Annotated in this window: 8 protein-coding genes; 3 read left to right on the plus strand and 5 right to left on the minus strand. The window is 41.1% G+C overall.

Annotated features, from left to right (window positions below; all coding sequences use genetic code 11):
* Positions 1-25: 25 nt before the first annotated feature.
* Together hemN and yjgA are read right to left on the minus strand one after the other, a co-directional pair.
* Positions 26-1,399 (minus strand): oxygen-independent coproporphyrinogen III oxidase, encoded by a 1,374-nt coding sequence (gene hemN, locus P20311_RS16420; RefSeq protein WP_008114979.1) that lies wholly within the window; start codon positions 1,397-1,399, stop codon positions 26-28.
* Between the two features lie 116 nt (positions 1,400-1,515).
* Positions 1,516-2,040, minus strand: a complete 525-nt coding sequence (gene yjgA / locus P20311_RS16425; protein ID WP_008114981.1) for a ribosome biogenesis factor YjgA — start codon at positions 2,038-2,040, stop codon at positions 1,516-1,518.
* Between the two features lie 145 nt (positions 2,041-2,185).
* Here yjgA and pmbA point away from each other — a divergent pair, with 145 nt between their 5' ends.
* The 3 genes from pmbA to P20311_RS16440 all read left to right on the plus strand — a co-directional run bounded on the left by pmbA (position 2,186) and on the right by P20311_RS16440 (position 6,672).
* Positions 2,186-3,535 carry a metalloprotease PmbA gene (gene pmbA / locus P20311_RS16430; protein ID WP_008114983.1) on the plus strand — a complete coding sequence of 450 codons (1,350 nt, stop codon included), beginning with the start codon at positions 2,186-2,188 and terminating at the stop codon, positions 3,533-3,535.
* 109 nt (positions 3,536-3,644) lie between these two features.
* Positions 3,645-4,124, plus strand: coding sequence for a DUF721 domain-containing protein (locus tag P20311_RS16435; RefSeq protein WP_008114984.1), 480 nt, complete (start codon positions 3,645-3,647; stop codon positions 4,122-4,124).
* 475 nt (positions 4,125-4,599) lie between these two features.
* Positions 4,600-6,672 (plus strand): M13 family metallopeptidase, encoded by a 2,073-nt coding sequence (locus P20311_RS16440; RefSeq protein ID WP_008114989.1) that lies wholly within the window; start codon positions 4,600-4,602, stop codon positions 6,670-6,672.
* 108 nt (positions 6,673-6,780) lie between these two features.
* Here P20311_RS16440 and mutT read toward each other — a convergent pair whose 3' ends face one another.
* From mutT to P20311_RS16455, 3 genes are all read right to left on the minus strand, one after another.
* Entirely contained in the window at positions 6,781-7,179 is a 399-nt protein-coding gene (gene mutT / locus P20311_RS16445) for an 8-oxo-dGTP diphosphatase MutT (RefSeq protein WP_008114991.1), read from the minus strand.
* A gap of 64 nt (positions 7,180-7,243) precedes the next feature.
* Entirely contained in the window at positions 7,244-9,952 is a 2,709-nt protein-coding gene (gene secA / locus P20311_RS16450; RefSeq protein ID WP_008114993.1) for a preprotein translocase subunit SecA, read from the minus strand.
* A 375-nt stretch (positions 9,953-10,327) separates the two neighbouring features.
* Positions 10,328-12,355, minus strand: coding sequence for a methyl-accepting chemotaxis protein (locus tag P20311_RS16455; RefSeq protein WP_008114995.1), 2,028 nt, complete (start codon positions 12,353-12,355; stop codon positions 10,328-10,330).
* Positions 12,356-12,411: the final 56 nt, after the last annotated feature.

Here is a 12,411-nt window from a genome sequence, read left to right on the forward strand (position 1 = left end):
TTTTTTTATGCGCGCTAGTTTTAAATTATATAACCCGTGAAAAGCGCGTCGCATTCAGTTGTTTTTGTAAATGCGCATCAAAACACATACAAATAATACGAATAAATAAATTCCCTTTTGGCGTCACCTTAATGATGTCATCTTCTATTGTTACCATCTCATCGGCAATTAATGGTGCTAGCGCCTCTAAGGCATCTTTAAAGTAATCGCTAAAGTCTATCTTATGTTGGTTAGCAAATTGGCCCATATCAAGCTCAAACTGGCAAATAAGCTGCTTAATTGCATCCGCACGAATAAGGTCATCTAGTGTTAAATGCATCCCTTTATTAATGGCACTGCCTGCTTGCTCGTCGACTGCTTGGTAATAGTGTTTTAGCTCTTTTTTATTTTGTAATATGGCCGTACCTATTTGCGAAATAGACGAGACCCCTAAGCCGAGTAAATCACATTCTCCATGGGTAGTGTAACCTTGAAAGTTACGATGCAGTTGGCCGCTATTTTGAGCAATAGCCAATTCATTATCAACTTTTGCAAAGTGATCCATACCTATAAATTGATAGCCCGCCTGTGTCATTTGCTCTAGGGTATTTTTGAACATAGTGAGCTTATTATGGGCACTGGGTAAATCAGCATCTTTTATTTTACGTTGAGCAGCAAAGCGCTCAGGTAAATGAGCATAGTTAAATACTGAAACACGGTCGGGGTCTAAGGCAATCAGTTGCTCAATAGTTTGCTGAAAGCTTTCAGGTGTTTGCAGTGGGAGCCCATAAATCATATCTGCATTAATTGATTTAAAACCCAATTGTTTTGCTTGGGTAATTAACTGCTTTACCTCATCAACATGTTGAGGGCGGTTAACAGCTAGCTGAACCTGATCATTAAAGTCTTGAATACCAAACGACACACGATTAAATCCCATTTCGCTTAAGTCAATCAGCATATTGTCAGCCAGTGAGCGAGGGTCTATTTCTATACCGCGCTCACAGGTATCGCTAAAGTTAAAGTGTTGCTCTAGTAGCTTTACTAAGCGAGTCATTTGGGCTGCGGTTAAAAAGGTTGGAGTACCGCCACCTAAATGTAATTGTTCGACCCGATAGTCTTGAAATAGCGGCGCTTGTGCCGCGATTTCTTTAGCTAAAAAATCTAAGTAGGTATCGGCTTTAGATTGATGGCGAGTAATAACTTTATTACAGCCACAGTAATAGCAAAGCTGGCTACAAAAAGGGATGTGAATATACAAAGACAAAGCACGGGTTTGCGATGATTCAATAGCACTGATCAAATCTTGTTGCTGGTAGCCGTCAGCTAATGAAAGTGCTGTCGGGTAAGACGTGTAACGCGGGCCCGATACATTGTATTTGTTTATTAAAGTTTGATCCCATTGAGGAAGTTTAATCATCACGCGCACCTTATCTTTTAAGTTGCTGCGTATTGTAAAAAAGGAAAGGGGAGGAGGTTTTGATCTACAACAAAAAAAGGTGCCGCAGCACCTTTTTAGTATGTAACGCAGCTGCGCTACATAATGGCGTCTTTTAAATACTGAAATAGCTCTTTGTAGCCTTTGGCTGGTTTTTCTGCTTTTACTTCTTTAGCCGCATTTCGCACCATTTGGCGCATTTTTTGGCGCTCAAGAGCAGGGTATTGTTCAATGGTTTCGTTGATCAAGTCATCGCCTTGCTCAATTAAATCACTGCGCAGCTGCTCAATTTTTTTGATCATAACCTCTGCTTGGTTATTTTTATTAAGCATTACATCAATGATCGCTTTAATATCTTCAATGTTTTCTACGGTACGAAGCGTTTTTGCAATGTAATTTAAGTGGCGGCGGTAGGCATCACTTTTGTTACTAATTTTATCGGCAACTACCATTGCTTCTTTTAAGTCATCATTGAGCGGCAAGCGTTCGCGCTGCTTTTTACCCATTTTGGCAATTTCAGATCCTAACTGATGAAACTCTTGCGCTTCACGCTTAAGTTCACTTTTTGATACATATATAATTTCTTCTTCAATTTCAGCAGGCTTGCCTTTTTTCTTCGCCATGGGGTGCTCTTAAATAAAAATAACTTCATCTATTATACGCGATTCTTTTAGTGATTAATATTAGCTGATGTGGTGCAGTGAGTGTGTTAGCATTTAAATATAAAAAATGTGTGCAACATGGCCTTCAGGGCTCAGGACAGAATTTATGAAAAGCCAACACCAAGATCCAATTTATTCGCAAATTTCTCAAGTAAAAGACGCCGTTTCAGAAGTACTTGAACACGCTAAAAAGCTAGGCGCTACCGCTGCAGAAGCTGCTATGTCGAGCACTTCAGGACTATCGGTAAGTACGCGCATGGGCGAAGTAGAAACCATTGAGTTTAACCAAGACGGTGGTTTAGGCATTAGTGTGTATGTTGGTAATAACAAAGGCTCTGCTTCAACGGCTGATTTAAATCCAAAAACATTGCGCTCTGTGGTCGAAAAAGCCATAGATATTGCTAAATTCACCTCAGATGATCCGTGTAATGGTATTGCTGATAAAGAATTGCTTGAGTTTTCGCCTAAAGATTTAGACTTATTTCACCCTTGGGATGTAAGCCCTGAGCAAGGAATCGACTTATGTCATGCTGCAGAGCAAGCCGCATTAAATGCGGATGAGCGAATTGTGAACTCTGATGGTGCTAGCTTTTCTTCGCACCAAGGGCTGCGCGTGTATGGTAATAGTCATGGTTTAATCGCCGGTTATCCGCGTACACGTCATAGCATAAGCACTATGGTAATAGGCAAAGAGGGCGAGCATATGCAGCGCGACTCAGCCTATACGATTTCCCGCGATCAAGCAGGACTAAAAGACGCTGCAAGTGTTGGGCTTGAAGCAGCAGCAGAAACCCTAGCAAAACTAAACAGCCAAAAACTAGGTACTATGAAAGTACCGGTTATTTTTAGAGCCGATATTGCTAACTCATTATTTGGTCATTTAGTGTCAGCGATTGGTGGTGGCGCACTGTACCGTAAATCCAGCTTTTTACTGGACAGCTTAGGTACGCAAGTTTTTAGCAAAACCGTTAATATCTCAGAGCGCCCACACCTACTAAAAGGGTTAGCATCATCACCATTTGATAGTGAAGGGGTTAAAACCCTCGACAGAGAAATAATACACGGTGGTGAGTTGCAAACGTATTTACTAGCGAGCTACGCAGCGCGTAAAATGAATATGACGCCAACAGGTCATGCCGGTGGTATCCACAACTGGTTAGTTGAACAAACCCATCAAGATTTAGCCGCACTATTAAAAACCATGGGCACAGGTTTATTAGTCACTGAACTTATGGGGCAGGGTGTAAATACCGTGACCGGTGACTACTCTCGCGGTGCTGCGGGTTTTTGGGTTGAAAATGGTGAAATACAGTACCCAGTAAGTGAAATTACCATTGCTGGAAATTTAAAAGATATGTTTAAAGGTATTTCAGCCATTGGTGGCGATATAGAGCGACGTGGTGGTATTCAAACGGGCTCGGTACTGATTGAACAAATGCAGGTCGCGGGTGCTTAATACCGAACTGCAATAGTACTTAATTCAGCGAATTGGTATAACCCCACTTTGTTTGCTTAAATTAAGCTTAATTTAAGCAAACTTTCTTTTGATGTTTTTAAGGTGTGATATGGCTAAAGATAGATATGCGCCAAAACCATTAACCGACATTATGGCCGGGCTGAACAACCGTTTAGCAGCCTATGCGGGAAAAAGCCAAGCACTGGATACACAGCAACAGTTGTTACGCGATTTCTTAGGCCCTAAGCTAGGCGATAAATGCCGAGTAAGTAATTATCGTGATGGTACGCTGATGATCGAGGCTGTTTCTGCTCCTATTGCACTTCGACTTAACTATTTAAAAATGGATATGCAGTCTCATTTTAGAGCAGCTGGTATGGCAGAGCTTGGGCAAATAAAAATTACCGCCAATCCACAAGCAACTCAACGATTAAGCACCCGACCTAAAGCGGTTGATGGCAAACCAACGAACTCCCTTACAATGAGTGAACAAACGGCTGATTATTTAAATGCTATCGCCGATTCTGCGCCTCCGTCATTAAAAGAAAAGCTTCAGCGCTTGGCTTTGCACGGTAAAAATAAGCCCTAGCTAGCCCTCGCACTAGGGTCTGTTGACCTTTTAAGATTAAATTTGTAGCAGTCTGTTTGGTTTTAAGGCAAGGCAGAGCCTATGTGGTGTGGTTATTCCCCATAAATAGGCGATAACGCAGCATCAATACCAAACAGGCGCTGCCCGAAGGGTTCTGCCTAGGGGCGATTTACTCTTTGTTGCTCGGTTTTGACTTAGCCCACTAGGTTACAAACCTCGCGCCGCGATTAAACCGCTCCTAGTTTGAACAAATTTCAATCCACAAAGGTCAACAGACCTTAAACTCCTTTTCTCGCTCTGAAGAAGCGTAAAATACTTTGTTACATATTCGATTTTATTGTTATTTAAATCAGGTTTATGATGCTGGATCAGTGCCTTTATTTAAGGTGCTCGCAATACGTATTTTATTAAGTTACATGTATCCCATAAAGCTTAATGAAATGCGTATTTATATTAATTAATATACGGGATCCTTATGCAAAAAATAACCATAACTGCCGCTAGTATAGCACTGGCGTTAGGTTTAGTTGGCTGCGGTGAAAAGCCACAACAAATGAAAGCAGAAGCAACAACAGTGACTGCACCTGTTGCAACCCCAGGTGCGCTAGGTGTTGATTTACAAAATATGGATGAAAGTGTTCGTGCACAGGATGATTTTTATTATCATGTTAATGGTCAATGGTTAGCAAAAACCGAAATTCCAGGTGATAAGTCTAACTATGGATCCTTCTCTCAGTTATATGATGAATCACAAAAAGCAATGAAGACGGTACTTGAGCGCGCTGCGACTAATGCTGATGCAGAAGTGGGCAGCGATGAGTATAAGTTGGGGGCTTTTTATACCAGTTATATGGCCAAAAATGCGCGTGAAGAGCTTGGTATTACTCCGCTTAAAGAGTCATTGTCGGACATTGATAAAGTGACTAATAAAGCTGACTTAGTGACGTTAATGGCTCAGTTACAAGTAAAAGGCGGGGACTTACCGTTTGGTTGGTATGTAAATAATGATGCTAAAAACTCTAGTGAAAATGCTTTATATGCGTACCAAGCTGGCTTAGGGTTACCGGATCGCGATTATTACTTAAAAGATGATGAAAAATTCACAAAAATTCGTGCTGCGTATCAAACTTATATTGGTGACATTTTAGCAAAGGCGGGTGTTACAAGCGCTGAAAATGCCGCTAATGCGATTATAGAGCTTGAGAAAACTATTGCCCAAGCGCAGTGGAGTCGAGTACAAAGCCGCGATGCAACTAAGTCATATAATAAAATGACGGTAGCTGAAGCTAACGAGTTAATGGGTGAGTTTGATTTAAGCGCTTATTTTGAAGCGGTCGGTGTTGATGCTCAAGAGTTGATTGTGCGCCAACCAAGTTACTTTGAAGCGTTTGCAGCTATTTTCAAAAATACCGACTTAACTGTGTGGCAAAATTATTTAAAATTCCATTTTGTTAGTAATTACGCGCAGTTGCTTAATAAAGATTTAGTAGACTTGAAGTTTAATTTTTATAGCACTACCTTGCGCGGTGTTGAAGAACAAGCACCACTTTGGAAGCAAGCTGTTGATGCATCAAACAGTGTGCTGGGTGAAATTTTAGGCAAAGTGTATGTTAAAGAAAACTTCCCACCAGAAGCCAAAGCGCGTATGGAAGAGTTAGTTGATAACGTAATCAAAGGTTATTCAGTGGCAATTGACAACCTTGAATGGATGAGCCCTGAAACAAAAGTGGCGGCACAAGAAAAGCTTAATAAGTTTACCCCTAAAATTGGTTATCCAGATAAATGGAAAGATTACTCAGATTTAGCGATTAACCCTGATGAACTTGTCGGCAACTATATTCGATACAGTGAATGGGCTTATGCAGATATGATTGCTAAATTAGGTAAGCCAGTTGATCGATCTGAGTGGCATATGACGCCACAAACAGTAAATGCTTACTACAACCCAGTGAACAACGAAATAGTATTCCCTGCGGCGATTTTGCAGCCTCCTTTCTTTAATTTAGAAGCGGATGATGCGGTTAACTATGGTGCTATTGGTGCAGTTATTGGCCATGAGTTAGGCCATGGCTTTGATGATCAAGGTGCAAAATACGACGGTGATGGCAATTTACGTAATTGGTGGAGCGAGTCAGACCTTAAGCAGTTTGAACAGCGAAGTGCTGCCTTAGTTGCGCAGTATAATCAGTATAAACCGTTTGAAGATGCCAGCGTTAATGGTGAGCTGACACTGGGTGAAAATATTGGTGATTTAGGTGGCTTAACCGTCGCTTATAAAGCATATCAGTTATCGCTGGGTGATTCGAAAGCGCCAATTATTGAAGGCTATACGGGCGATCAACGCTTCTTTATGGGCTGGTCGCAAATTTGGCGTCGTAAATACCGTGATGAAGCATTGCGTAATCGTTTAATGACCGATTCACATTCACCGAGTCATTATCGCGTAATTGGTATTTTGTCGAACATGCCAGAATTTTACCAAGCGTTTGATGTTAAAGAGGGCGATAAAATGTATATCAAGCCTGAAGATCGCGTAAAAATTTGGTAATTTGAGCTAAAATTAACTTAAGCGGTTAGAGCCATTAATCGCAAAATAAAAAGCCAGTGAGCATCATGCTCACTGGCTTTTTAGTTACTTTTATACCTGATGATAAAACTAGCTATATTTCGTTTTTATGGCGCTAATAATCTCAACATTGGCAGCAGGAAATTCATAGTTATCAAGCTCGTCTATGCTTACCCACTCACAGGGTTGCCCTTCTGCGCCATGGGCTTGGCCATTAAAGTTACTGACCACGTGTACATTAAGTCGTACACACTTATCGCCGTAGTCATGCTCAATGGTGATAAGCTCGCTTGAACTATGAATAGTTAAGCCTACTTCTTCTAGAAGCTCACGTTTTAGAGCTTGAAACACGGTTTCTCCGGCTTCAACTTTGCCACCAGGAAATTCCCATAATCCACCTTGATGTTGCTCATCTGCTCGTTTACAAATAAACAATGCGTTATTTTTTTTAATAACACCGACTGCGACATTGATGATTACCTTAGTCATTATTTCTCCCTTTTATAGCATAAAAAAAGCGACGCAAGCGTCGCTTTTTATTTTCAAAGTTGTGTTATTTTAATTTTCCACAACATTGCTTGTATTTTTGACCTGAGCCACACGGACATGGATCGTTACGGCCAACTTTTGGCTCGCTACGCGCCATAACCTGAGCGCTTTGTGGTGCTTCACCACCTACGTGCTCTGCTTGTTCATGTTGATATTCGCGAGGGGCATTTTCACTTTTACGGTGTTGCTCTTCTACTTTTTCAACATCCTCTTCAGCGCGAACTTGCACTTTACTTAAAATACCGACGACATCGACTTTTAAGTTTTCTAGCATTTCAGAGAACAATTCAAACGACTCACGTTTGTATTCTTGCTTAGGATTCTTTTGTGCATAACCACGTAAGTGAATACCTTGGCGTAAGTGATCCATTGCAGCAAGGTGATCTTTCCAATGTTGGTCAAGACTTTGAAGCATAATTGCTTTTTCAAAATGACGCAGTACAGAGTCGCCGACCATTTCCTCTTTTTGCTTGTAGGCTTGTTCAACCGCTTCTTCAATACGCTCACGAAGTTTTTCTTCGTATAGCTTATTGTCATCAGCTAACCACTGAGTAATTGGTAACTCAATTAAGAAATCTTGCTTTAAACGTTCTTCAAGCCCTGGTATATCCCACATCTCAGCTAAGCTTTGTGGGGCAATGTATTGATCAATTACACCAGCGAGCACATCACCACGGATAGCAGTAATCGTTTCTGAAATATCACCCTCTTCCAGCAATTCATTACGTTGAGAGTAAACAACACGACGTTGGTCGTTTGCTACATCATCGTACTCAAGTAGCTGTTTACGCACATCAAAGTTACGTGCTTCTACTTTACGCTGAGCGTTTTCGATTGCGCGGTTAACCCATGGGTGTTCAATGGCTTCGCCACGTTGCATACCTAGTTTACGCATCATGTTAGTCATGCGCTCACCAGCAAAAATACGCATCAGCGCATCATCCATCGATAGGTAGAAACGGCTTGAACCAGCATCACCTTGACGGCCAGAACGACCACGTAATTGGTTATCAATACGACGTGACTCATGGCGCTCTGTACCAATAATATGTAAACCGCCGGCATCAATTACTGCGTCATGGCGAATCTTCCATGCCGCCTTAATTTCAGCAATTTGATCGGCCGTTGGGTTTTCAAGCTTTTCAACTTCGCTGTTCCAGTTACCACCCAGTACGATATCGGTACCACGACCGGCCATGTTAGTGGCAATGGTAACAGTCCCTGGTAAGCCCGCATCAGAAACAATGTCAGCTTCTTGTGCGTGGAATTTAGCGTTCAGTACATTGTGCTTAATTTTTTCTTTACGTAAAAACTGCGATAAGTACTCAGAACTTTCAATTGAGATAGTACCAACAAGTACCGGCTGACCACGTTCTTGACAGTCTTTAATATCTGCTAAAATGGCTTCGTACTTCTCTTCTTGCGTTAAGTAAACTAAATCAGCGCGATCATCACGGATCATTGGCTTATTGGTTGGCATAACAACTGTGTCTAAACCGTAGATAGACTGAAACTCAAACGCTTCTGTATCGGCTGTGCCTGTCATACCTGCTAGCGTTTCGTACAAGCGGAAGTAATTTTGGAACGTAATAGAAGCTAACGTTTGGTTCTCGTTTTGAATTTTCACACCTTCTTTTGCTTCTACAGCTTGGTGTAAACCTTCTGACCAACGGCGTCCTTCCATAGAGCGACCTGTGTGCTCATCAATAATGATAACTTCGTTTTCTTTAATAACGTAGTCAACATCTTTTTGGTAAAGCTTGTGCGCACGAAGAGCTGCATAAACGTGACTGAGTAGCGTGATGCTCGCTGCTGAGTACAGTGAATCACCTTCTTCAATTAAGCCGCGCTCTGTAAGTAGCTCTTCAACTTTTATTTGCCCACGCTCAGTTAGGTGAACTTGCTTAGATTTTTCATCGATAGTGAAATCGCCATCACCTTCAATCCCTTCCTCATCTTCTTTTTCTTGTAGTTCAAGTAAAGGAACAATGGTATTTATTTCAGTGTAAAGCTCTGAGCTGTCTTCAGCTGGGCCAGAAATAATAAGCGGCGTTCGCGCTTCATCAATTAGGATTGAATCCACTTCATCCACTACGGCATAGAATAATGGGCGTTGTACGCGTTCATCAATGCTAAATGCCATGTTGTCACGTAGGTAGTCAAAACCAAATTCGTTGTTGGTACCGTATGTGATGTCGGCTTCATAAGCTTGTTTTTTCTGCTGCGGCATCATGCCCGGAACATTACAACCAACGGTTAAGCCTAAAAATTCAAATAAAGGGCGGTTGGTTTCAGCATCACGCTTGGCCAAGTAGTCATTCACGGTAATAACATGAACACCTTTACCTGTTAAGCCATTTAAATATGCTGGAAGTGTCGCGGTTAGGGTTTTACCTTCACCAGTACGCATTTCTGCAATACGGCCTTGTTGTAAAACCATACCACCTAATAATTGCACGTCGAAGTGACGCATACCGTTTACACGCTTTGACGCCTCACGTACCACAGCAAATGCTTCTGGTAGAATGTCGCCTAAGCTTTGTCCGTTATCGTAACGTTCTCTAAACTCAGCTGTTTTAGCTTTTAAATCTTCATCTGAAAGCGCTTCTAGTTGCGTTTCAAGTGCATTGATCAGTGCGACCGTCTTTCTTAGGTTTTTAATAGTGCGGTCATTGCGACTACCAAAAATCTTGGTAAATAAATTAGATATCATGATAAAACCGTTACAATGTGTTTTTTTGCTAGCCGTGCATCGGCTAACCCATTTTTTACAATTGATAATTAATGTATTCTTTGAATTAACCTTTAGGACACATTAATTAGCAATTTTGTATTAAGCTGCTTTAAAAGCACTGTTTATTACCTGCGCTACTATACCAGACTCTGCTAAACATCAAACTACCTCAAGAAAAAGATCTTCATTTAAAACAGAAAAATTAGATCGTGCTCATAAAAATAGTGTTCTATTGCTAAATTTGATTAAAACTGCAGATAAACAGACCCTAAGGATATGGTGCTGAATAAATTAAAAACAAGGGTAAAACGCTTAAATTTCACCCTTAAATTCTTTGTTTACAGGCATCGATTTTTAAAGCTTAAATTGAGCAACTGTTTTATTGAGCGCCCCAGCTAAGTCACTTAAATCATGTGCTTCATCGGCGAGAGTGTGTGCATGGTGAGCGGTGCTATTAACTAAGTTATTAATAGCAGTAAGGCTCGTGTTAATATCTTCTGCAACGACTGTTTGTTGCTCGGTGGAGGTGGCAATTTGATGGCTTTGATCTTGCACTTTAGTGACCGACTGTTTGATGCTTTGTAATGAGCCCAGTACTTCCTTGGTTTGAGTAACAGAGCTTTGCGCTTGATCTTGCCCTTGCTGCATCATAACGGCAGCCTTTTGCGCAATTTGTTGTAAACGAGAAATCATATTACGAATATCGTCGGTTGACTCTTGAGTACGACTTGCAAGTGAGCGTACTTCATCAGCAACTACAGCAAAGCCTCGCCCATGCTCACCTGCACGAGCCGCTTCAATGGCAGCATTAAGGGCTAAAAGATTAGTTTGCTCAGCAATAGAATTGATGACATCAATGAGTGCACCAATGTTGGTACTTTCTTGTTCTAGACCTGTAACAACCTTAGATGCTTCCCCTATATGAAGTGCCAATGCGCTCATTACATCTTGTGCCTGCGTTGAACGCTCGGTACCTTGTGTAGTTATTATTTGTACTTCTTCGGCAGCGGTATTGGTATATTGTGCATTGCGAGAAATTTCAAGCACGGTACTGGCCATTTCGGTTACTGCGGCGCTGACACTATCTACTTGTTGTTTCTCTTGTTGAATTTCCGAGTTGGTTTTCCTAGAGACTATTTTTAATTGATTGGCAGCCTCATTGAGTTGCTCTGCTTGGGTAGCGGTTTGACGCATCATCAAGCGTAATTTATCAATAAAGGTATTCATGTGATTGGCTAATTGACCGACTTCATCACGGCTATTGATATCAATTTTTTGGGTTAAATCGCCATCACCCGAGGCTATATCGCGCATAATATGCGTTAGCTTTACAATTGGTTTAGAGATCAGCTGCGTTGCCCAAATGATCATAACAATCACAATAAACAACATAATAACTACTGTGGTGACGGTGCTTTTAACGGCATCGTTTACTGGGGCCTCAATTAAGCTTGTTGGAATTAATAGCCCAACATACCAATCTAAGAAGGGTTGCTCCAATTGTAGGCGACTATAAACAACATAGTATTGTTCTCCTTTAAAAGTAACCGTGTGACTACCTTGTAGGTTTTTTTGCATCTGTTGATTAAGTGTCTCAAAGCCAGAAGTGTTTTCAAACTGTTGCTCTAGCCCATCTAAACCTTGCTTTTTCTTAGTGCCGTCATCAGTAATTGACAAGTTGTGTTTGGTTGCTTTCGAAAGGTGCACCACTTTTTGGTTGCTGTCTAATAAGAAGCCGTAGCCTTGATTATTAAAGCGAATGCTTTCTACCATGGCATTAATTTTATTTAACTGCAGGTCTACGCCACCAATACCAATTAGTTTTTTTTGCTCATTATAAACAGGTTGCTGTACTACGGCTGAGGCATCGCCTGTTGTTAAATCAACTGAAATAGGGCCTACGTATAGTTTGTTTAGTTGCATGGCTTCTTGCCACCAACCACGCTTATATGCGTAATAAGGTTGGCCGTTATAATCCGACGTGCGTTCGTTTTCTTTAAAGTATTCGCCTGTAATTGCTGAGGCAAAAAATGCTGAGAGAATATTTTCATCATGGGCGCTAATGCGCACAAAGTCTTGATTTATTTCACTGTAACCGGGAGCGTTTGCCACAGGTTGATCACGTTGTTCCCATGCCTCGAAAAAATTAACTAAGTGTGGGTTATTTACAAAAGTAGATACCACTTTTCCGTACCTAGCAAAGTAACCTTGCATTGATAACTGCTCACTTTGCAGGTAACTTTGTGCTTCGCGTTCAATATTAACGCGTGATAGGTCGGCGATATGTTTGATAAAAAATGTGGAGGCGAGAATCAGCAGCACGGTAATCGTACCACCAATTAGTAATAATATTTTTTTTCGTAAAGAGAGATTATTCAGCATAAGTGTACGTATTGTTATTATTTTTAGTATCGTTATCTAATCATATTTTGTTTTTT

This window comes from Pseudoalteromonas sp. BSi20311, assembly GCF_000239875.1.
Lineage (GTDB): Bacteria > Pseudomonadota > Gammaproteobacteria > Enterobacterales > Alteromonadaceae > Pseudoalteromonas.

Excerpts from the sequence above, each read along its gene's own strand:
- hemN (WP_008114979.1), bottom strand. The coding sequence starts at position 1,399 with ATGATTAAACTTCCTCAATGGGATCAAACTTTAATAAACAAATACAAT.
- yjgA (WP_008114981.1), bottom strand. The coding sequence starts at position 2,040 with ATGGCGAAGAAAAAAGGCAAGCCTGCTGAAATTGAAGAAGAAATTATA.
- pmbA (WP_008114983.1), top strand. The coding sequence starts at position 2,186 with ATGAAAAGCCAACACCAAGATCCAATTTATTCGCAAATTTCTCAAGTA.
- P20311_RS16435 (WP_008114984.1), top strand. The coding sequence starts at position 3,645 with ATGGCTAAAGATAGATATGCGCCAAAACCATTAACCGACATTATGGCC.
- P20311_RS16440 (WP_008114989.1), top strand. The coding sequence starts at position 4,600 with ATGCAAAAAATAACCATAACTGCCGCTAGTATAGCACTGGCGTTAGGT.
- mutT (WP_008114991.1), bottom strand. The coding sequence starts at position 7,179 with ATGACTAAGGTAATCATCAATGTCGCAGTCGGTGTTATTAAAAAAAAT.
- secA (WP_008114993.1), bottom strand. The coding sequence starts at position 9,952 with ATGATATCTAATTTATTTACCAAGATTTTTGGTAGTCGCAATGACCGC.
- P20311_RS16455 (WP_008114995.1), bottom strand. The coding sequence starts at position 12,355 with ATGCTGAATAATCTCTCTTTACGAAAAAAAATATTATTACTAATTGGT.